Source organism: Psychrobacter piscatorii, from assembly GCF_904846415.1.
Taxonomy (GTDB): Bacteria; Pseudomonadota; Gammaproteobacteria; order Pseudomonadales; family Moraxellaceae; genus Psychrobacter; species Psychrobacter piscatorii.
Window position 1 is genome coordinate 106,124 of record NZ_CAJHAR010000008.1, and the last position, 21,826, is coordinate 127,949.

Here is a 21,826-nt window from a genome sequence, read left to right on the forward strand (position 1 = left end):
ACATATTTGAACCATTTTGGACTTTATTATGACTGCTAGTACGCCCATACATACCCAACCTGCACCTATCGATATCCCGAGCAAACCACAGCGCATCAAGCTCACGCAAGATATCGATTTTTTTGCGCTATTCAAACGTATCGAAAGCGCTTTCGACACCTGTTATTTACTCGAATCATTGGGTGAAGACAGTCATATCTCACGCCATCATGCCATCGGCTTTGACCCTGTGACCACCATCGCCGCTATTGACCGTAATACGCTCGCTATCACTGACAATAAAACGACTGAAACGACTCGTTATCAAACTGACAATCCTTATCAATTGCTCCGCACCATCACACCGCAGCATGTCATTGCCCGTGATCAAAGTGGCGGTCTCGTCGGTTATTTGGGCTATGACTGTGTGAATTTTTTTGAGCCAAGCCTGACAGCCAAAGCCAGTGAAGACTTTGAGCCGTTCAAATTCGGCGTGTATTTAGATGGATTAACGCTAGATAAGATGACCGGCGAGATTTTCTATTTTTATTATCCAACCGCTCAGCAAAACAATCGCATCGAGCAAATCAAAGCCTTACTTGATGAGCCAGTTCCCAGCTATGAAGCGCCCACCGTTGAATTTTTGGGCGATGGTATGAGTCAAGAGGAGCATGCTAATGTGGTGATGCAGGTCAAAGAGGACATCATCTCTGGTCGTATCTTTCAGTGTGAGGTTGGGTTTAAGTCCAAATATCGTATCGCTGGCGACAAGATGCCGATTTATGAAAAACTGCGCGCGGTCAATCCGTCACCGCACATGTATTTTATGAAATTTGCTCAGCAGTGCATCATTGGCGCTTCCCCTGAGCTACTGTTTCGCTTGCGTCAGGGAGAGATGGAAACTTACCCACTCGCAGGTACTGCCAAGCGCGGCGTCGATGTGGTCGAAGACCGCAAACTTGCTCGCGCATTGCTCAACGATGACAAAGAAATTGCCGAACACAATATGCTGGTCGATTTGCATCGCAATGATATTGGCCGAGTGGCGCGATTTGGCACGGTAAAAGTGCGTAGTTTGATGGATATCAAGCGCTTCTCGCACGTACAGCATATCTCCTCTGAGATCGTCGGTATCTTGCATCCTGACGAAGATATGTTTAGCGCCCTTGCCAGCAACTTCCCCGCTGGGACGCTATCAGGTGCACCCAAAGTAGAGGCCATCAAAGTGATCAATGAGCTTGAGCCAGATGGGCGCGGTGCGTACGGCGGCGCGCTGGGGTCATTTAACTTTAATGGTGATTGTATCTTTGCCATTCCAATTCGCAGCCTGTTTATCAGCGGTGAGTCAGCCTACGCGCAAACGTGCGGTGGCAATGTCTATGACTCAAACCCAGCGGATGAGTATCTAGAGATTCAGCGTAAACTGTCGGCGATGAAAGTCGTACTAGACAGCTTTATGCAACCGTAATTGCTACCAGAAGTACTGTGTAAATCGACCATATTTTACCTAGCTATATTCTTACAAAAGAGTTTATGACCCATGAATGTTTTAATTATCGATAACTACGACTCGTTTACCTTCAATCTCTACCAATATGTCGGCGAGATTTTGCAAACCTTGAGCGATGATAAAGAAACCAGCGTCATCGTTAAGCGCAATAATGAAATCACCCTTGCAGATGTGGAAGCAATGAATCTGGATAGAATCATCATTTCACCTGGCCCTGGCTCCCCTGATGATCCCGCTTACTTTGGTATCTGTAGTGAGGTCATCGGGAAACTGGGTAAAACTGTGCCGCTACTGGGCGTATGCCTCGGTATGCAAGGCATCGCTCATGTCTTTGGCGGCGATGTAATACGTGCCAGTGTGCCAATGCATGGCAAGGTATCATCGATTCGCCATGATGGTAAGGGTATTTATCAAGGATTACCGCAAGAGCTTGAGATCATGCGCTATCATTCACTGGTGGTAAAAGCCGATACGATCCCAAGCTGCCTGACGATTACCTCAGTCGTCGCCAATGACGAGCGAGCGACATTAAGCTTCGATGAGTCTGCGCTGACGGGCGATGAGATTATGGGACTAAAGCATAAAGACTATCCGATACAAGGCGTGCAATTTCACCCAGAATCTTTTGCCACTGAAGGTGCTAAGCGTTTGCTAAGTAACTTTCTATTGCAGGTGTAAGCGCTACTATCCAGCCACGCCTTCCATTTTAAATGACAGTCGATTAAATTTAGACCACGCCCTAGTAGCAGTTTACGATCTTTTAATGATAGACTTAAAAAACCAACAAAAGACAGCCCTTGAACCGGTTGTCTTTTCTTATTGCAGTATGGCTTGGCGCGCTTACATCACAAGCGCTCTAGCAATAACCCAATGTCATTTAGATCGTAAGAAGAAACCACTATGGCAAATATCGACAGTACAGCGGCGATACACTCGCATCAGTCATGGATAGGCATTGTCCAAATCATTACCGCGGCAACCTGCTGGGGGACGCTTGGGATATTCTCAACCTATCTCAATCAAATGGGCTTTAGTGGTTGGCAAGTCACGATATTACGCATCGTGACGGCAGCAGTGATTATTTTAGCCATGCTACCGACCCTATGGCCACAGCTGATCAAACTACGACCCAAGCAGTGGTTTGGGCTGGCACTTCAGTCCTTGATTGGTGTGCTGGGGATGTCCGTCTGCTATTTTTTTGCTGTCAGTTATGTTGGCGCGGGCCCTGCGGTGGCTTTGCTTTATACCGCGCCTGTGTTTAGTTTGTTATTCTCAAAGTTTTTGCTCAGTGAGTCCATTACGCGAAAATCTATCGCGCTGGCATTCATGGCGGTTTTTGGGGTTGGGTTAACGATGCTGGGTGAGCAAGCAGAGGTTAATTGGGGTGTTTTGCTCGGATTGGCAGCAGGGATGTGCTACTCACTATACGGCGTACTCGGTAAGCGTGCGATGCATGATGCGCACCCTGCCCCTTTGGTATTTTTCACTTCCGTAGTGATCAGCGCGTGCGGGCTGCTACTACTGCCCGAAACGTATCACACCTATGAGCAGCTAATGTCCTTGCCACTACTGACTTGGGGCTATGTGTTAGGGCTATCACTCTTGGGTACTGTCGTGCCCTTTGGCCTTTATATGAAAGCATTAGAGAAGCTCCCCGCCTCTCGTGCTTCTGTTTTTACGATTTTTGAGCCGTTGACGGCGATTGCGCTGGCAATGATACTGCTACATCAAGCTTTATCTTGGATTCAATATCTGGGCGTGACGCTGATTTTGCTAGCGGCGTTGTTAAATGCAGTTGTTAATGGCACAACCACGCGCATTCCTCGCTGGCTCAAAAGACGGCAAGCGGTCTAGCTTTATTATTTGGTGGTCTGGCAGGGTGCGATAGCCAAATCTAGATTAAAAAAGCGAAGCAATAGATAGACTCGATTAAAAGGTATTTTTCTCGCTTGCTGTATCTACGCTGACAGAGGCTATGTAAAATTTATTCCAAACCGTCAAACTCAAATTATAGACATAAAAAAAGCCCTGAATGGGCTCTTTCTAACTAAACATATTGCAACGATATAAATCGCTTACTGCTCGATACGCTGCAAAAACGCTTGCGTACGTGGATGCGTTGAGTCTTCAAACAACTGCTTGGCGCTACCCTCTTCGACGACAACGCCGTCTTCGATCAAGACCACATGGTCTGCCACATCGCGAGCAAAGTTAATTTCGTGAGTGACCACGACCATTGTCCAGCCCTCAGAGGCGAGCTGCTTCATGGTTTCAAGGACATCCTGTACCAGCTCTGGATCTAGTGCAGACGTTGGCTCATCAAACAGTAACAACGAGGGTTCAATCGCGAGCGCACGAGCGATACCAATACGCTGCTGCTGACCACCAGATAACTGGAATGGATAGAGATCAGCTTTGTCTGATAGTCCTACTTTATCTAGCAATACCAAAGCCTGTTCACGTGCTTGGGCTTTGCTTTGTCCTTGTACGACAGTAGGCCCAAGCATCAAATTTTCAATGGCTGTCTTATGCGGGAACAAATTATAAGACTGAAACACCATGCCAGATTTACGCTGCAAAGCGAGCAGCATTTTTTTGCTTGGCTTAGTCGCAAAGTCAACTTTTAAGCTATCATCATCAAACGCAATGACACCTTTATCAGGAATCTCCAGCGCATTAAGACAACGCAAAAATGTGGTTTTACCAGAGCCTGAAGGTCCTAATATGACGACCACTTTACCTTTATGAATGGTCAAGTCGATGCCTTTTAGCACTTGATTGCCACCAAAGGCTTTATGAATATTAGTGACTTTGATCATAAAAATTCCTGTTATGCTAGGGCGTGTCTATTGAGCCATGACTTATTTTACTACGTAGCTTATTTTGCTACATAACGATCCAATCTGGTTTCAAGCTTGCCTTGGATAAAGGTCAAGAACAGACAGATACCCCAATAAATAATCGCCGCTTCGGTATACACCAGCATAAATTCATAGTTACGAGCCGTGATGATCTGCGCTTGTTTAAACAGCTCAGTGACCAATACCAGTGAAGCAAGTGAGGTATCTTTTACCAGACTGATAAAGGTATTAGATAATGGCGGCACCGACACGCGCAGCGCTTGCGGTAAAATCACATGACGGAAAGTCTGCAAATACGTCAAGCCAACGGTTGAACCCGCCTCCCATTGCCCTTTTGGAATAGACAAAATCGAGGCGCGCACCGTCTCTGATGCATACGCACCAATATTGAGCGAGAATGCAATAATCGCTGAAGGAAACGGATCGAGCTTGACGCCCACACTTGGTAAACCGTAGAAAATAATAAACAGCTGAACCAGCATCGGTGTACCACGAATCGCGGATACATAGATACGAGCCAAGCGATAAATGATCTCATGGAACCAACCAGCACGCGGTACAATCCGAATCAATGCAACGGTCAGGGCAATCGCCATACCAATAGCAAATGAGATCAATGCCAGCGGTATCGAATAATAGATACCGCCTTTGAGCATTGGCCAAAACGACGAGATGACAATCTGTGCTCGATCAGGACTCATAAATGGCAATAATGCCAATAGTTCAGCGAGCACAGATGTGATAGAAGCCAACATTACTTTTGTTGACTTACATCAGCACCAAAGAACTCTTCACTAAGTTTGGTGAGTGTACCGTCAGCGGCAAGTGCTGCCATTGCTTCATCCAATTTTGCCACAACTTCATCGTTGCCTTTGATAAGCACGAGACCTGAGCCTGTTTGCTCACTTGGTGGGGCTGTCAGTTTGATCTCAAGATCAGAATCTGGAAATTTTTTGAGATAATCAAGCACGGCTAGATTGTCATTCATCGTGAAGTCAGCGCGGTCTTGCTTCACCAATTGAATCGCTTGTGCCATACCATCGACAGGGACAATTTCTGCGCCGTATTTTTCTGCTAGCTCGCCGTAGTTACTGCTGAGTGATTGCGCGGTACGTAAACCCTTTAGGTTATCCCAAGAGCTATAACGGTTGTCATCAGTCGGTGCCAATGCAACCGCGCCTGACCAGCTATAAGCCATAGATTTGTCATACTTGGCTTGACGCTCAGGCGTCGTTAAGCTGACTTGGTTGGCAACCATATCAAAGCGTTTTGAGTCCAAACCTGCCAGCATCGCATCCCACTGAGTCTCTTTAAACTCAACATCAACGCCCAGTTTGTCCGCGACAGCACGCGTCACTTCGACGTCATAGCCTGTCAGCTTACCACTCTCATCATGATACGTGAACGGCGGATACGTACCCTCTGTACCGACGTTAATCGTGCCGCCGTTATTGATACGTTGCAGCAAATCAGAACCGCCTGTCGACGCAGTGTCAGTGGCAGTAGTATCGGCTTCATTAGTATTAGACTGACCACAAGCGGCAAGCAAAACAGTACTAGCAGCAAGGGCTAAAAGAGTACGACGTTTCATAAGACGTCCTTATAAGAGTAAATGAATAAGTGAAAATGGTTAGCGCCAACAAATAGGGAAAGGCCGATACAAGAGGATAATATAATAACCGCTCTGCAATATTCGGCTTTGGCTGCTCGATTTGAGGGTGCTCAGCATATTTTTCAATGCGGCTTCCCTATTATTTTTGAATTTTTTAAGCGTATTACGATCAGAGTGCTCTTCAATAAATCGCTACTGCTGCTAAGTAAATCGCAGCTCATGGATATAGTATCTCACTTTAGACAGAAAAAACGTACAAAATCAGTGAGTATACGTCAGGTAGTGACTGTCATTAATGGACGACTACAGCTCACCCGAGAACTGATAGCGATCACCGGCATGCCACATCTTCACAAAAGTGACGACCTGACCGGCTGAATAAGTCTGGCGACGTAATACGAGCGTTGGTGACTGCGCTGCAATCTGTAAAGCATCTGCCACCTCGACTGGTGCCGCAAGCGCACGTATAGTATAGCTACCACTCTCTAGCGGTATTTTGGCAACCAAATAATCACTGGTATTAACCACAGTAAAATCCTGCTTGATAAACTCAGGCACTTTTTTGGCATCGACCCAGCGCTCTTCGAATTGTATGGGCTGACCATCGGCAACGTGAATGATTTTCACCTCGTATAAAATCGGTGCATCACTAGCGTCTTTATGAGTCACGGTAGCCATCTCATCAATACCAAACTTACGGCGCAACTCATCATCGAGCATCGAGGCTGTGACCGCACGCTTACTCACCACTTTTGCTTCATAATCGCGATTGGCAGATTTGAGATCCTCTGCGATATTACGCACTTCCACAAAGGTATGATTGAACTGCTGCTGCGCGACAAACGTCCCTGAGCCTTGACGGCGCTCCAATACACGCTCTTCGCTTAGCTCTTTGAGCGCGCGATTCACCGTCATCCGAGAAACACCAAACTCCTCAGCCAGTGCCATTTCTGTAGAGATCGCATTGCCTGCTTGCCATTTGCCAGAGTGAATATTGTCTAATATCGCATTTTTAATCCGCTGATACGCCGGAATCGTTTTTGTCATATTTGTTTTAAACCGTCAGTTCCGCTAATAAGAGTAGCGCCATAATATCACGACAATCATGCGAACTCTTATTCATATCACTCTATCAGTTATGCTCTTTTTTTCATTAATTCTAATTTTTATCAAAAAATCCTTGCATGAAAAAAGTATCTTTGATAATTTGTATATACAACTTATAGCAAGTCTAAAAATCTTGACCTAGCTACTCTATATTTCGATGCGTTTATAGACTGACTGTAAAACACCTACTCTGATTATTTTATTACCCTATTAGTTACCACAAGGATATGACCATGACTACTGAAAATGGAATCAACAATAAGCTTACCCGCCGTGATGAGTCTCGCGATATCGCCGCGCCTACAGGCAGCACACTACATTGCAAAAGCTGGCTGACCGAAGCGCCGTATCGTATGCTGCAAAACAACCTACATCCTGATGTAGCAGAAAACCCAAAAAGCCTTGTGGTATACGGTGGTATCGGACGCGCAGCCCGCAATTGGGAAAGCTATGATCAAATCTTAGAATCGTTAAAAGCGTTAGAAGATGACGAAACGTTATTGGTGCAATCAGGTAAACCTGTGGGCGTGTTTCAGACCCATGAAAACGCACCGCGCGTGTTGATTGCGAACTCTAACCTTGTACCGCGCTGGGCAACGTGGGAGCACTTCAATGAGCTCGATCGTAAAGACCTATTTATGTACGGTCAGATGACGGCAGGTAGCTGGATTTATATCGGTACACAAGGCATTGTCCAAGGCACATATGAGACTTTTGTCGAAGCAGGTCGTCAGCATTATGATGGCAGCTGGGCAGGTCGCTGGATTTTGACCGCGGGTCTGGGCGGTATGGGCGGCGCACAGCCACTAGCCGCGACTTTTGCGGGTGCGACTTCACTGAACATCGAATGTCAGCAGTCTAGTATCGATTTCCGCTTACGTACGGGTTATGTCGACAAGCAAGCGCGCGATCTTGACCATGCTTATGAGTTAATCAAACAACATACGAACGCAGGCGAAGCCGTCTCTATTGCTCTACTTGGTAACGCTGCAGATATCTTGCCTGAAATGGTTAAACGCGCCAACGCTAGCGGCATGAAGCCTGACTTGGTCACCGATCAAACCTCGGCGCATGATTTGATCAATGGCTATCTACCAAGCGGCTGGACCGTTGAAGAATGGAAAGCTGCCCAAGAAGATCCGGAGCAACACGCAGCCCTCACCAAAGCCGCTGCTCAATCTTGTGCGGTACACGTCCAAGCGATTTTGGATCTGCAAGCGATGAATATCCCAGCGACTGATTACGGTAATAATATCCGTCAGGTGGCGTTTGATGAAGGCGTCAAAGATGCCTTTAACTTCCCAGGTTTTGTCCCTGCTTATATTCGTCCGTTGTTTTGCCAAGGCAAAGGCCCATTCCGCTGGGTAGCACTCTCAGGCGATCCAGAAGACATTTATAAGACCGATCAAAAAATCAAAGAGCTGTTCCCTGAAAACAAGCATATCCATCGCTGGCTCGATATGGCAAAAGAGCGTATTCAATTCCAAGGCTTGCCTGCTCGTATCTGCTGGTTAGGACTTGGCGAGCGTGACAAAGCAGGTCTAGCATTTAACGAAATGGTCAAAAACGGTGAGCTCAAAGGCCCTATCGTCATTGGTCGTGATCACCTAGATACGGGCTCTGTCGCCAGTCCAAACCGCGAAACAGAAAGCATGAAAGATGGCTCAGATGCGGTATCTGATTGGGCACTGTTAAACGGTATGCTGAACGTGGCAGGCGGTGCAACGTGGGTATCACTACATCATGGCGGCGGCGTCGGCATGGGTTACTCGCAACACTCAGGCATGGTCATCGTGGCGGACGGTACAGATGCTGCCGCCAAACGCTTGTCACGAGTACTGGTCAATGACTGCGGATCAGGCGTCATGCGTCATGCCGATGCAGGCTATGAGCTGGCGATCAAAACTGCAAAAGATTATGGCTTAAAGCTACCGATGATCAAATAATTTGCCCTCTGTCCTTATGAGCTTGTAGCTAGGCATAAGGACATAATCGCCTATTTATCAAGGAGGATAATATGATTGAACAAGACACCATCTCTGATCTGCATGATGACCATGCAACGACATCGTCAAAAAAACTGCTATCAAAGCCTCTAGCACTGATACAGCTGATTGTCTTTAGTGCTATCGGTCTGGTGATGTTTTTTGTGCCGTTTACCATTGGTGAAAAAAGCACGATATTGTTCGATCATGGCGCGACCTACTTGGTGACGCAGCAGCATACTTTATCTGTCACGCTATTGTTTTTACTCATGCTCTACGGCGTGAGTAAACCATTTATCGACGGCTCGTGGCGTAAGAATATCACTCATATGATTATGACTGGTTTTAAAGTCATTGGTCTGATATTGGCGGTGATGTATGTTTCTGGCGCGGCACCTTCCTTTATAATGGAAGCCGATATGCTGCCGTTTTTATTTGAAAAACTGGCACTACCCGTCGGAATGATTGTACCCATTGGTGCGCTGATTTTAGCCTTTTTGGTGGGCTTTGGGCTGCTTGAGATGGTTGGTGTGCTGATGCAACCCATCATGAAACCCATTTGGAAAACGCCGGGATCATCGGCGATTGATGCCGTCGCTTCTTTCGTTGGTAGCTACTCTATCGGTCTGCTCATTACCAATCGTGTGTATTTGCAAAAACAATATTCAGCGCGTGAAGCCGTCATTATCGCCACTGGCTTTTCGACGGTATCGGCCGCATTTATGGTAATTGTTGCCAAAACACTTGGGATTATGGAATTTTGGAATGTGTTTTTCTGGTCAACGCTAGTGATTACTTTTATTGTCACTGCGATTACTGCTCGGATTCCGCCCATCAGTCTGTTTGATGATAAGGTTGATCGTCCAACTCTCGATCACGCAAGAGGTAAACGACTAGCGGCAGCTTTTGATTTGGGTTTGTCCACCTCACGCCGAGCCACTGACCTCAAACAAATTTTGTGGTCTAATTTTCGTGATGGCCTGACGATGGCAGCGGCTATTGTGCCCTCTATCATTGCGGTCGGTTTGACTGGATTGCTATTAGCAAAATATACACCCGTGTTCGATGCCTTAGGGTTACTGCTTTATCCATTTACATGGCTTGGCGGCCTACCAGACCCGCTGGTCGCTGCCAAAGGTATGTCAGCAGGTTTGGCTGAGATGTTCTTGCCAGCACTACTGCTGAGTGACGCAGATGTACTGACGCGCTATGTCGCAGGGGTCATCTCCATTAGTAGCGTGCTGTTTTTCTCCGCCATGATTCCTTGTGTGCTGGCAACCGAGATTCCAATCTCTGTTGGTAAAATGGTCATCATTTGGTTTGAGCGCGTGGTGCTCAGTATTTTGCTCGCGGCGGGCTTTGGTCAATTGGCCATCTACCTTAGCTGGATCGGTTGATAGCAATGATATCAAACAAGGCGTATTAGATAATCTAAAAATGCCTAAATAGCTCAACCTTATAACGAATTTGCCTTAAAAATAATACCATTAACACCGCTTACAACCCTAGGATTACCCTTATGAGCAACATCAAACAACTAACCCTACACCCACGCCAGCTTAGCTTTGAGATGCTACGTGACATCTATGAGCAGCCTGTTATATTGACACTACCTGAGAGTGCTTATGAGGCGATTGATGCCTCGCACGAAGACGTGCGCACCATCATTGCCCGTGATAAAAGCGCTTATGGCATCAATACAGGCTTTGGCTTACTTGCCAAGACACGTATCAGTGATGACCAACTTGAGCTCCTTCAGCGTAACCTGATCGTTTCTCACTCGGTAGGTACGGGTGACGCGCTACCAGACGGTGTGGTGCGACTGATTATGGTGATGAAAGTTGCCAGCCTAGCACAAGGTGTCTCTGGCGTACGCCGCGAGGTCGTGGATAGCTTGCTTGGTTTAATCAACAACCAGATCACGCCAAACATTCCAGCCAAAGGTTCAGTCGGTGCCTCTGGTGATTTAGCGCCACTATCACATATGACACTAGCTATGATGGGTGAAGGTCACGTCTATGTCGATGGCAAAAAAGTCCTTGCCGCTGATGCCTTAGCGCAGCACGGACTTGAGCCTATTACGCTTGCAGCCAAAGAAGGCCTTGCACTCATCAACGGTACACAAGTATCAACGGCACTAGCATTACGTGGTTATTTCTTAGCGCGTGATTTGCTTGAAACAGCAACCATTGTCGGCTCACTGTCAATTGATGCAGCCAAAGGCTCGGATTCACCATTTGATGCTCGGATTCACGAAGTACGTGGTCATCATGGTCAAATTGAAATCGCCAAAGCACATCGTCAATTGATCAAAGGTAGTGCTATTCGTGCCTCACATGACGGCGAGCAAGATGATCGCGTACAAGATCCCTATTGCCTACGCTGTCAGCCGCAGGTCATGGGTGCTTGCCTTGATATCATCAACCAAGCAGGAAAAACGCTACTCATCGAATCAAATGCAGTAACCGACAATCCACTTATCTTTAATAACGAAGATGGCCCAGTTGCCATCTCAGGTGGCAACTTCCATGCCGAACCTGTCGCCTTTGCCGCGGATATTTTAGCATTGGCAATCGCTGAGATTGGCTCGATGTCTGAGCGCCGTGTCGCTTTGCTAATTGATGCGACTTTGTCAGGTGGTCTGCCACCATTCCTAGTGGATAACGCTGGGGTCAACTCAGGCTTTATGATTGCGCATGTGACCGCCGCAGCACTGGCCTCAGAAAACAAATCTATCGCCCATCCAGGCAGCGTCGATAGTATCCCGACTTCTGCCAACCAAGAAGACCATGTATCCATGGCCACCTATTGCGCACGCCGCCTATACGAGATGGCACAAAACACCGCGACTATCATCGGTATTGAACTGCTAGCTGCTGGTCAAGGCATCGACTTCCATCGAGGACTCGAGACGTCAGAGCCGTTGATAGTGGCGCATCAGAAACTACGTGAGCAAGTCACGTTTTATGACAAAGATCGCTACCTAGCCCCAGATATCGAGGCAGCCAAGCAGCTAGTACTAGACGGTACACTTGCTCAGCATTGGCAAGAACTACGTCGCGACTGGTACGAGTCTAAGTAACGGTTAACTGGTAAAGGAGAGCAATGATGGCAGTAGCAACCAAACCCATTAGCCATACAAGCGCTGATATGACTCAGTGGACAGGCCGTGCTGAGCCGTTTGAAACTGCGCGCGCCCGCTATTGGTATCAGCTCGCCCAGCCTTATGAGGCTCAATATATTGGGCTGGTTGGTTTCGCTTGTGATCAAGGCGTCAGACGCAATCAAGGCCGCGTGGGAGCAAGAGCAGCACCACCGTTAATTAGAAAGGTCTTTGCTGCATTGCCAGTCATTGCTGAGTTGCAACAACGCTTTAATGATCAATTATCATCCTTACTCGGTGATGCAGGTGACATTCATTGTCATGATAATGACGGCTTTGCCGAGCGTACACTTGAGCAAGCTCAGATGAAATACGCTGATGCAGTGAGCACTATCGTTAAGCAAGGTGGCCTACCCATCGGGCTTGGCGGTGGTCATGCCATTGCTTATGGTAGCTTTTTGGGATTGTGGAAGGCGTTGAAAGAAACAAATGACACGACTGTCAGCACACACACAGCACCGACTATCGGGATTATTAATTTTGACGCGCATTTGGATATTCGTCAGTCTGATGTGGCGACTTCTGGGACACCGTTTCGTCAAATTGCTGAGCACCTTGATGCACACGAGCAGCCCTTTCATTATTGCTGTATAGGCGTCAGTCGGTTTTCTAATACCGCCGCACTCTTTGATCGCGCCGAGCAACTGGGCGTACAGGTCATTAGCGATGAAGACTGTCATTATCAGCCTTGGGATACACTTGCCGAGCAGGTCAAAAGCTTCATAGATCAGGTCGATATCGTGTATCTCACCATCGATATGGATTGCTTGCCATCTAGTGTCGTTCCAGGTGTGAGCGCACCTGCAGCCTTTGGTATTGAGCTGGGTTTTGTTGAGCGCATGGTGAAGCTGATTATGTCATCAGGTAAAGTAAAAATGGCTGATATTGCTGAGATCAACCCGACCTTTGATGTTGATAGTCGTAGCTGCAAAGTCGCTGCTCGACTGCTGGCAACGATTGTAGAGCAGCACTTACTTAGCGCTTAGGTCTTACAAATATCTTGCAAACAAAGGTCACTCGCCTCCCAATTATCAGGAGCATACTATGAATGAATCAGAAAATCTTAACGAGCAGATGCTCGACAAATCTACTATGACATCATTTGACCACATCATTATTAACGCCAATATTGCGACGTTTTCAGCGCAGCATGGTTTTGGTATTGAGACAAAAGATGATGAAAATAAACAAGCTGATAGCATCCCATACGGTCAGTTAGAGCACGCGGCTATCGGTATTAAAGACGGCAAAATTGCTTGGCTTGGGGTACATGAGCAAATCGCTACTCACCTGCCTCATTATCAAGAGAATAAAGTCACAGACGCCGATGATAAATGGCTGACCCCGGGGCTTATCGATTGTCATACGCACATTGTCTATGGCGGCAACCGCAGCAATGAATTCGAAGCGCGTTTGCAAGGTGCCAGTTACCAAGACATTGCTGCACAAGGCGGCGGTATTGTCGCGACCGTTAGTGCCACCCGCGAGGCCAGTATTGAGACACTATTTGCCCAAAGTGAAAAACGTTTAGTCGCCCTCATTAAAGAAGGCGTCACCAGCATCGAAATCAAGTCGGGCTATGGCTTGGACTTAGATACTGAGCGCAAAATGCTCACGGTCGCTCGCCAGCTTGGTGAAAAGCACGGCATTCATGTGAGTACCACTTATCTAGCAGCGCACGCCTTACCGCCTGAATACAAGTCTCACATGCAGGACCGTGCAGACGACTATATCGAGCAAGTCTGCGAGTGGCTACCGATTCTACATTCAGAAGGCTTGGTCGATGCGGTCGATGGCTTTTGTGAAAACATTGCGTTTAGTAGCGATCAAATCAGACGAGTCTTTGAGGTTGCACGCTCCTTAGACCTGCCAGTCAAACTGCACTCTGAGCAGTTATCTGATATCGGCGGTAGCGCTTTAGTTGCCGAATACAAAGGACTATCTAGCGACCATTTAGAACATTTATCAGAAACTGACATAGAGAAAATGGCTGCTAGCAACACGGTTGCCGTGATATTGCCTGGGGCGTTTTATACGTTACGTGACACCAAACTGCCACCGATTGAGGCACTGCGTAAGCATCGCGTCCCGATGGCGATTTCAACCGACTGTAACCCCGGCACCTCACCCTTAACGTCGCTGTTATTGACGATGAATATGGGCTGTACGCTATTTTACCTCACACCTGAAGAAGTACTGGCAGGATCGACGGTTTATGCGGCGCAGGCTTTAGGGCTGTTTAATAAAGGTAAAATAGAAGTGGGCTGTGATGCTGATTTGGCACTATGGGATATCGCCCGCCCTGCTGACTTGGCCTATCAGATGGGGCTTAACCCTATTCAAGGCATTATGGTTCAAGGACAATGGCACGAGACCATATAGTCAATACATTTTCATTTATCTCAATTAAAAAGCCCCAGTCACCCAATGACTGGGGCTTTTTTTGGTAAAAATATTAAAAAAATTTATGAAATTAAAGAAAAATCTTTATAACCTTAGCTTAAATAGGGATTTACTATATCAATATTTTTAGTAAGGATTTATAATACCCTTTTTTAAACAGGGTTATTTTTGGCTAACTATAGTTCATAAATAAAAATTAACACACAGTATAGAGAAAGCGATATGCGTACAGATTCATTTCAACAGATATTGGAAGACTTAAACAGCTCATCAGCAGATGTTGAAGCATCTGCCCTAATCTCTAACGATGGTCTGATGATTGCCTCAGCTCTACCCACTGGCGTTGATGAAGACCGTGTTGGGGCGATGTCAGCGGCACTGCTATCATTGGGCGACCGTGCAGGCCGCGAATTGGCACGCGGCAGTATTGATCGCATCATGATTCAAGGCGAAAAAGGCTATGTGATCATGACTTCATCAGGCGAAGAAGCAGTGCTCACCATCATGGCAAAACCCAATGCCAAGCTTGGCTTGATATTCTTAGACATCAAGCGTGCTTCAGAAGCCTTGGCAAAACTCATTTGATTGATGGCTTTGGCTTTTAACAAGCACCTTATCTATTCGCTTTTTAATTATTATAAATATAACGACCAACGAAGGAGATGACCATGGGTTCTCCAATCCCTGATGCACACAAGCCTGACCTGCCTGCTGAGCAAATCACCCTAACCTATCATGATGGCACGTCGCGGACTGTCTATGATACGGGGATAGAACGTCCCTATCCCGATGGCAAACTGATTGTCTCGCGCACCGATTTAGACGGTATTATTACTCACGTCAACGATGCCTTTGTCGAGATTAGTGGCTACAGCGTTGATGAGCTCATCGGTCAACCGCAATCTATCTTGCGCCACCCCGATATGCCAAAAGCCGCCTACAAAGACCTGTGGGATACCGCTGAGTCTGGACAAAAATGGCATGGCTATGTCAAAAACTTATGCAAAGACGGTAGTCACTATTGGGTATATGCCACTGTCGTACCCAATGTTCGCCGCGGCGAAACCGTTGGCTACACCTCAGTACGCCGTAAGCCATCACGCAGCAAAATTGAAGCGGCACTGGCTCAGTACGCACAAATGAAACAACATGAGGAAGGCTAAATCATGACGACACACAATATGTTAATCGCCCCTGATTTTTCGCCTGAGCGCTTTGCAGGCTGGCACATGTTTAATACGTTAATACAAAAACGTGCCAACCTAAATATGCATCTTAATATTCCAGCATCACATGCTGAGCAAGAAGCATTGATTGAGGCAGGTGATATTCAAATTATCTACGCCAACCCCTTTGATGCAGCTGCTCTCATTCGAGAGCAAGGCTATCGAGCCATTGCCCGACCTATCGGTAAATCCGATGAGATGGTGATTGCAGCAGCGGCCAATAGCGATATCGACCGCCTAGAAGATATCCATGCGGGTGCAACTGTGGCGATGGCAGACAACCGCGACGTCAAGCTGATCGGTTTGCGTTTACTAGAAGCTGTCGATATAGAAGAATCTGATCTTAACTGGGATGTGACTGAGACCTATCAAGCAGCCGCCCGCAAAGTCATCAAAGGCGATGCCCAAGCGGCTTTTTTCTTAGCGGAGATATTTCACAGCTTTTCACGCTTAACCAAAGCTCAGCTATCGGTAATGATTGAGAGTGATTTGGCAGATATTAGCCATGTCCTGCTTATCAAAGATGACTTCCCAGATGCGCAACTCTTTATAGATGCCATTCTTGATTTGCACAGCGATGACGATGGTAAAGAAGCCTTGACTGAGCTTGGTATGCCGCAGGGGTTTGAGGCGATGAGTGAAGAAGATGCTGAATTCATGATTGATTTGATGCAGACGCTATTGGACTGATTGCTGATTAGCTTTATTGATATCGCACTTCGTTTTACGAAATTAGGCTGTGGCTTGTTGCGCTTATCGCCATCACGGCTATGACAAGAGGAGACTATGATGTCTGATGCAGACCTGATCAAAGAAAATGAGAAAGTCGCGCACCGAGTATTTCGACTTTACTCGCGTAAGGTATTTTTGGCACCCAATAACCGTCACTTTCATGAGCAGCGCATCAACGCCGCCTTACTGATGACTGAAAAAGAGCCGTTACAAGGCGCTGTAGCGGACTTTTTCTATGGTTGCTGGTTTGATATTCCGTACGATGTCAATAACCTATTTACGCGTATCAAAGATCGCTTGTACCCTGATGCCCAGCAAGGGTTTCGTGATTGTATTGATAAAAAAAGCTATATTCAGCGCAACAGTATGCTTGCCACTCGCTGGAGTGTACTGGTGTCACCTTCGCTCAATGAGCAAAAACAACGACTGCGCATCAGTAGTGATGATGCCAAAGAAATCGCTAAAGACATCACAAGCGAGTTGATGCAAGCACGTGCTAGCCAAGACTGGGGCACCATTGAGCAAATTGAGAATGAGTTTTTTGCCTACTGTACGGCGCGCAACGATCGTCTGGCATTTTCCTTAGTATGGTTTAGCTTGGGCAAGCGTGATTGGCAGTTTGATAAGCGCTGGGACAATTGCCAACAGCATCTTGATCAAACCATTAGACCTTCTACTACACGATAGATCATCATTCGTTTATCACCTTAAATATTTTTTATCACCCTTTCATCACTACGGTAGCCGCTATGTCCTCTTACTTGAATGCTGATAAAACCTATCTGACCTTAACGCCCGCTGGTATTTTTGAGGCGTTTTCACAGAATGAGCCGACTGACGAGCAGTTGGCGCTACAAGATTTATTGTCTTATGGGCAGACACTACTCGCCGCTGATTGGTTGCAGCGTTATTCTGATATATGGCTACAAAGCTTTATCGAGCAAGGCTGGATTGAAAAACTGTCTTTGCTTTTACCAGCGCCCAATTTACCATTGGATCAGTTTTTGCCTTATGTGGTCGCGAGCTTATCTGGCAAGCGCCGTGCCGCAATTGGCTCTGATGAAGGGTTTTGTCTGGCACGGATTGGTTATAGTCAAGAAGAAGCGGACATGCTCAGTGTCGCTGCTGCTGATTTTTCAGGATTTATGCTTCGCCAAAAACAGCGCGGCTGGGCGGTAGAGAGTCAAGCCATCTCGTTTTTTCAGCAAGTTGACTTACTTATTCCTGAAACCAGCTTTGTGTTTTTATGGATCGATGGCGCAGGTTATGTGCTCATCATCGATGGCGAACCTTTGACCAACAGTCGCGCCTTTGTAGAGCTGGTATGGGCGCTCAAGACATCTGGGCTAAAGTTTCTTAGCTGATGGAGTTAAGCCCTTACTCAACACAAATCCTTTATACCATAGCAATATAAGTGCGCTTGTCTTAGGTCGAGCGCACTTTCCTCTATTATAATCATCCGCGTTTAATGACTTTCCTTTCTAGTGCTGGGCGATTTTGCGTAGCAATAACAATACCTTCAGAATTAACAATAACTTGTCATCGTTTAGGTCATACTCTCTTCACACATGTAAGACGCTTTTCTTGGCGCTACCTAGTCTTCTCTAAAACAATAACTTCTACAGTCGCTCACTTTTTACCATTTCCAATATTTAGATACCTTATTCGAACGTCCTACCTCATCGACAGTGGCAACCTCTGCCAAACCTTGCATTCTTGCTTCTTTTTTAGGACAGTTTATGACTTCGCTGACCACCGTGCGCGTGCGCTATCAAACGATCGAAATTGGCAACACTGACATTCATGTTTGCACCCTGCGTGACAATCAGCAATTTAGCGACCCTGATAATGAGGCGTTAAATTTGGGCATTTGCTCGGCGTCTTGGCCGATGTTTGGTGTCATATGGCCATCAAGTTTGGTGCTTGCCAATCATATGCTCGATTACGATATCGCGGGTAAACGTATTTTGGAAGTGGGCTGCGGCATGGCGCTATCGAGTCTACTGCTCAATCATCGGCATGCGGACATCACAGCGACTGACTATCATCCAACGGTTGAGTATTTCCTTGATAGAAATACCACGCTGAATAATAACAAAGAGATTAATTTTGAGCGTTTAGACTGGTCAGAGGACAATAGCCATCTTGGCAAGTTTGATATCATTATCGGCAGTGACTTACTCTATGAAGACCAACACATCGATATATTGGCGGAATTTATCGAGCGTCATGCGCTGCCAACCTGTGAAGTCATCGTAGTCGATCCTGGTCGCGGCCGCAAAAACAAGCTAACTAATAAAATGATCGAGTTTGGCTTTAGTAGTCAGCATGTCAAGCCTGAAAATACCACTTATCTAGAGTTGCCGTTTAAGGGACATATTTTGACGTTTTCAAGATCAGCCGCATCATATAAACAGTCAGATACATAGAGTCAGTTATACGCTAAGGGCTTGCCACTGCTGCCGTGTAATTTTATATAGAACATGCTCAGCAAGTGGGTGCTTGGCATCAAGCATAGGATGATAAAAATTATCCTGTGTCTTGATCATACCAAGGCGCTCCATAAGCTTTTGCGAGCGCTTATTGATAACGGCAGTAAAGGCAACGACTTCGTTAAGTTCTAAAACATCAAAAGCATAGCGCAAAGCAGCCTGCGCGGCCTCGGTCGCATACCCTAGTCCCCAATAATCATTGTGCAATCGCCAACCAATCTCCACAGCAGGAGAAAACGGCATATCGGCATGCGCGTTATTTAACCCAACCATACCGATAAAGTCATCGCTTTTGTTTGAGCCGCTTTTGCGACTCACTGCCCAAAACCCCCACCCATTACCCTCAATCAGCGTCTGGCATTTTTTGGCGATAGTATTACTCATGGAGGTGGTTAATAACTTGGGAAAATATTCCATCACTTCAGGATTGGCATTCATTTCAGCGAATGGCGCAAAGTCGCTCGCTTGCCACTGTCTTAGGTACAGTCGTTCGGTTTCTATCATGCTTATCATATCGGTCGCTTAGTACCCAGTATCATTAAAACTTCTTATCAAGCCAGCCTTGCTGTTTGGCATAGGTTAGCTGCTCGGGCGTATCAATATCATAGGTAAGACTATCGTTGATAACTGTATCTATTTGATCGGCTGGCAACCCTCTAATCAGATGCCGTAGTCCTTTATCGCCCATCAATGCTGCTTTCCATTGTCTAAGCAGCTTATAATTGATCACCAAAGGCAAACCAACGATATTTCTTGTGGATTTATTGGCAGCGGAACTTTTATTAGATTCTATTTCATTCAAATTTCGGTAGTTTTCTAGATCTTGCCAGCTATGCCAACTATAATAGCGACTTGCCGCTACAGACTGTTCACCAGCTAGTAAAGCCGTTAAGTGTGACTCATCTAATAGAACCTGATCAACGCCCATAATGAGCACTCGATTGATTGACGAATTTTCAAGACCAGCAATAGAATCAATACCCAAACGTAAACTATGCGCCATACCAGTATCAGCTTGTGAGTTCACCACTATCTGAATCGCTGGATATTGATTAGCCAACTCTGTAATCGCACTGGCAATCAAACGATGGTTATCAGGAATCACAACAATGATGGCCTGCGGATTGGTGCTTACTGCCAATCGGATCATGCGCACGATTAATGGCTCGCCATTCTTAGCAAGCAGCTGTTTAGGTTGACCTAGACGCTGACTGAGGCCACTTGCCAATATGATGACCGCATGGTCTCCCCGCCGTTTACTAACCTCTTTTACGCTGTTGCTACTCATGCGACACTCGGCACAATATCAGCGTCCATATCATCACCGCTTGCTGCCAAATTCGAGCCCTCAATGTGAGAGCCTTCTACTGACGCGGTTTGATCATGCATGACTGCATTTATCTGTGCCATGATACCAAGTGCGAGTGCTTCAGGACCATCGCCGCCTAGCTTGTAGCCAATCGGATAATGCAACTTACGGATACCATCATCCAAAACATTAGGATTCGCAATGTTGGCACTGATTTCATTGATTAAACGTTCGGTACGATAACGAGGCCCCAACTGACCTAGATATCTATAGTTTTGCGCATGTGCTAACAGTATCGCCAAGCGAGCACGGTCTTGGGTCAGACTATGGGACATCAGAGCAACCGCTGCATTCTCACTTAGCTTCAGCAGAGTATCACTATCCTCTAGAGATAACGCCATCACCGCATCTGCCTGAGGAAAACGCATACGAGTCGCATATTGGGTACGACTGTCTATGACTGTGACATGCCAGTCTTGTAGTTTTGCCATCGTCACCAGTGGCATCACATCATTACCTGCGCCGCAAACGAGCAGGCGCACTTGAGGTTGCAGACGTTGTACAAGCCACTCTGTCGTTCCCTCGTCCGTTTTTATGGTTCCGTATTCAGTATTGCTCTCAGACAGCTTGTATTCTACTAACGCTTCTACGATATCGGCAATTATATTCGAAGGGTTTATTATCTCTTGTTCTGGTAAATTTTCCGAATTGTGATATTCGTCTAGATTAATACGCATGCCTATTTGCAGTTCGGTATTCTTACAACCGTTGTTGCGAATCAAAGTAGCGACCATAACTGGCTGCTGATGACGTCGCACGTGACAAACTAACTCTAAGAATGGTACGGCTGTTGCCAGTCGCTCAAACAGCACATGCACACGTCCATTACAGCCAAGTCCAAAATTCAACTCATCAAAGTCCATGTCATCCAGGCCATCCAAGTCGTCTAGATCATCATCTGTATCACCAGCTTCTTTGTTGATCGAGACCTGCGCTTGACCATTTTCAGCGTATTCAATGTCATCGCCTGTCTGATAAACCTGCACATTGGCACCGTCACGCGTGAGCCAAAAGGCACGTTTGATAATATGTGGCTCCAAGCAACCACCGCTAATCATCCCAACTGAGCGACCATCTTCACAGATGAGCATCATCGCACCAGCACGGCGATATGCTGAGCCTTCTGTACGAACGACAGTGGCCAATACAGCATCAGCACCTTGCTGCTGAGCCTCGCTTGCCAGCTTCAGAATGTCAGCGACTTGATTCATAATGCCTCTTATTTGATGATTATTTTTTTGATGATGAATTTTTTGATAGCTTAGATTAACACACCAAGTGCAACGCTAATTAATATTATAGAACGCCTGCATAGGCGTTTTAAACCCTAAGCGTTTTCTTGGTCTGTTATTTAGTTTGTTCTCAATGTCCTGCATCTCATCATCAG

The 21,826-nt window shown here is 46.4% G+C and carries 21 protein-coding genes and 1 pseudogene; 14 read left to right on the forward strand and 8 right to left on the reverse strand.

Annotated elements, in window-relative coordinates; all coding sequences use genetic code 11:
• Positions 1 to 28: 28 nt before the first annotated feature.
• From JMX83_RS05655 to JMX83_RS05665, 3 genes are all read left to right on the forward strand, one after another.
• Positions 29 to 1,447, forward strand: coding sequence for an anthranilate synthase component I family protein (locus JMX83_RS05655; RefSeq protein ID WP_201599557.1), 1,419 nt, complete (start codon positions 29 to 31; stop codon positions 1,445 to 1,447).
• Between the two features lie 72 nt (positions 1,448 to 1,519).
• Positions 1,520 to 2,167, forward strand: a complete 648-nt coding sequence (locus JMX83_RS05660; RefSeq protein ID WP_201599558.1) for an anthranilate synthase component II — start codon at positions 1,520 to 1,522, stop codon at positions 2,165 to 2,167.
• Between the two features lie 222 nt (positions 2,168 to 2,389).
• On the forward strand, positions 2,390 to 3,343 hold the full coding sequence (locus JMX83_RS05665; RefSeq protein ID WP_201599559.1) for a DMT family transporter: 954 nt from the start codon (positions 2,390 to 2,392) through the stop codon (positions 3,341 to 3,343).
• Between the two features lie 221 nt (positions 3,344 to 3,564).
• Here the strand turns inward: JMX83_RS05665 and JMX83_RS05670 are convergent, their stop codons facing one another.
• The 4 genes from JMX83_RS05670 to JMX83_RS05685 all read right to left on the reverse strand — a co-directional run bounded on the left by JMX83_RS05670 (position 3,565) and on the right by JMX83_RS05685 (position 7,009).
• On the reverse strand, positions 3,565 to 4,308 hold the full coding sequence (locus JMX83_RS05670) for an amino acid ABC transporter ATP-binding protein (protein WP_201599560.1): 744 nt from the start codon (positions 4,306 to 4,308) through the stop codon (positions 3,565 to 3,567).
• Between the two features lie 59 nt (positions 4,309 to 4,367).
• The gene (locus tag JMX83_RS05675; RefSeq protein WP_075106828.1) at positions 4,368 to 5,105 is read right to left on the reverse strand and encodes an amino acid ABC transporter permease; all 738 of its coding nucleotides are present in this window, start codon (positions 5,103 to 5,105) and stop codon (positions 4,368 to 4,370) included.
• Positions 5,105 to 5,941: an amino acid ABC transporter substrate-binding protein gene (locus JMX83_RS05680; RefSeq protein WP_075106829.1), complete on the reverse strand. Its 837-nt coding sequence runs from the start codon at positions 5,939 to 5,941 to the stop codon at positions 5,105 to 5,107. Before JMX83_RS05680 ends, JMX83_RS05675 begins: the two co-directional genes overlap by 1 nt.
• 324 nt (positions 5,942 to 6,265) lie before the next feature.
• Entirely contained in the window at positions 6,266 to 7,009 is a 744-nt protein-coding gene (locus JMX83_RS05685; protein WP_201599561.1) for a UTRA domain-containing protein, read from the reverse strand.
• Positions 7,010 to 7,302: 293 nt separating this feature from the next.
• On the opposite strand from JMX83_RS05685, the gene hutU reads away from it, so the two are divergent.
• The 11 genes from hutU to JMX83_RS05740 all read left to right on the forward strand — a co-directional run bounded on the left by hutU (position 7,303) and on the right by JMX83_RS05740 (position 19,007).
• Entirely contained in the window at positions 7,303 to 9,015 is a 1,713-nt protein-coding gene (hutU, locus tag JMX83_RS05690; RefSeq protein ID WP_201599562.1) for a urocanate hydratase, read from the forward strand.
• Between the two features lie 71 nt (positions 9,016 to 9,086).
• On the forward strand, positions 9,087 to 10,451 hold the full coding sequence (locus JMX83_RS05695) for a YjiH family protein (protein WP_201599563.1): 1,365 nt from the start codon (positions 9,087 to 9,089) through the stop codon (positions 10,449 to 10,451).
• A gap of 122 nt (positions 10,452 to 10,573) precedes the next feature.
• Positions 10,574 to 12,136, forward strand: coding sequence for a histidine ammonia-lyase (hutH, locus tag JMX83_RS05700; protein WP_201599564.1), 1,563 nt, complete (start codon positions 10,574 to 10,576; stop codon positions 12,134 to 12,136).
• A gap of 23 nt (positions 12,137 to 12,159) precedes the next feature.
• Entirely contained in the window at positions 12,160 to 13,203 is a 1,044-nt protein-coding gene (gene hutG / locus JMX83_RS05705) for a formimidoylglutamase (RefSeq protein WP_227675749.1), read from the forward strand.
• A 58-nt stretch (positions 13,204 to 13,261) separates the two neighbouring features.
• The gene (hutI, locus tag JMX83_RS05710) at positions 13,262 to 14,599 is read left to right on the forward strand and encodes an imidazolonepropionase (protein WP_227675750.1); all 1,338 of its coding nucleotides are present in this window, start codon (positions 13,262 to 13,264) and stop codon (positions 14,597 to 14,599) included.
• A gap of 243 nt (positions 14,600 to 14,842) precedes the next feature.
• On the forward strand, positions 14,843 to 15,205 hold the full coding sequence (locus JMX83_RS05715; RefSeq protein WP_040641606.1) for a roadblock/LC7 domain-containing protein: 363 nt from the start codon (positions 14,843 to 14,845) through the stop codon (positions 15,203 to 15,205).
• An 83-nt stretch (positions 15,206 to 15,288) separates the two neighbouring features.
• A complete protein-coding gene (locus JMX83_RS05720) occupies positions 15,289 to 15,783 on the forward strand; it encodes a PAS domain-containing protein (protein WP_201599565.1) in 495 nt (164 codons plus the stop codon).
• Positions 15,784 to 15,786: 3 nt separating this feature from the next.
• Positions 15,787 to 16,536, forward strand: coding sequence for a PhnD/SsuA/transferrin family substrate-binding protein (locus tag JMX83_RS05725; RefSeq protein ID WP_201599566.1), 750 nt, complete (start codon positions 15,787 to 15,789; stop codon positions 16,534 to 16,536).
• Positions 16,537 to 16,635: 99 nt separating this feature from the next.
• Positions 16,636 to 17,265 carry a hypothetical protein gene (locus JMX83_RS05730; protein WP_201599567.1) on the forward strand — a complete coding sequence of 210 codons (630 nt, stop codon included), beginning with the start codon at positions 16,636 to 16,638 and terminating at the stop codon, positions 17,263 to 17,265.
• A gap of 62 nt (positions 17,266 to 17,327) precedes the next feature.
• Complete coding sequence (locus tag JMX83_RS05735; protein WP_201599568.1) at positions 17,328 to 17,942, forward strand: hypothetical protein; 615 nt, start codon at positions 17,328 to 17,330, stop codon at positions 17,940 to 17,942.
• A gap of 375 nt (positions 17,943 to 18,317) precedes the next feature.
• On the forward strand, positions 18,318 to 19,007 hold the full coding sequence (locus JMX83_RS05740) for a class I SAM-dependent methyltransferase (RefSeq protein WP_201599569.1): 690 nt from the start codon (positions 18,318 to 18,320) through the stop codon (positions 19,005 to 19,007).
• A gap of 6 nt (positions 19,008 to 19,013) precedes the next feature.
• Here JMX83_RS05740 and JMX83_RS05745 read toward each other — a convergent pair whose 3' ends face one another.
• The 4 genes and pseudogenes from JMX83_RS05745 to JMX83_RS15475 form a co-directional block, all read right to left on the reverse strand.
• Positions 19,014 to 19,574 carry a GNAT family N-acetyltransferase gene (locus JMX83_RS05745; RefSeq protein WP_201599597.1) on the reverse strand — a complete coding sequence of 187 codons (561 nt, stop codon included), beginning with the start codon at positions 19,572 to 19,574 and terminating at the stop codon, positions 19,014 to 19,016.
• 34 nt (positions 19,575 to 19,608) lie between these two features.
• Positions 19,609 to 20,358, reverse strand: coding sequence for a nucleotidyltransferase family protein (locus JMX83_RS05750; protein WP_201599570.1), 750 nt, complete (start codon positions 20,356 to 20,358; stop codon positions 19,609 to 19,611).
• The gene (locus JMX83_RS05755) at positions 20,355 to 21,650 is read right to left on the reverse strand and encodes an XdhC family protein (protein WP_201599574.1); all 1,296 of its coding nucleotides are present in this window, start codon (positions 21,648 to 21,650) and stop codon (positions 20,355 to 20,357) included. The genes JMX83_RS05750 and JMX83_RS05755 overlap by 4 nt, the downstream gene beginning before the upstream one ends.
• Before the next feature lie 75 nt (positions 21,651 to 21,725).
• A pseudogene (locus tag JMX83_RS15475) lies at positions 21,726 to 21,826 on the reverse strand (IS30 family transposase); the annotation flags it as partial.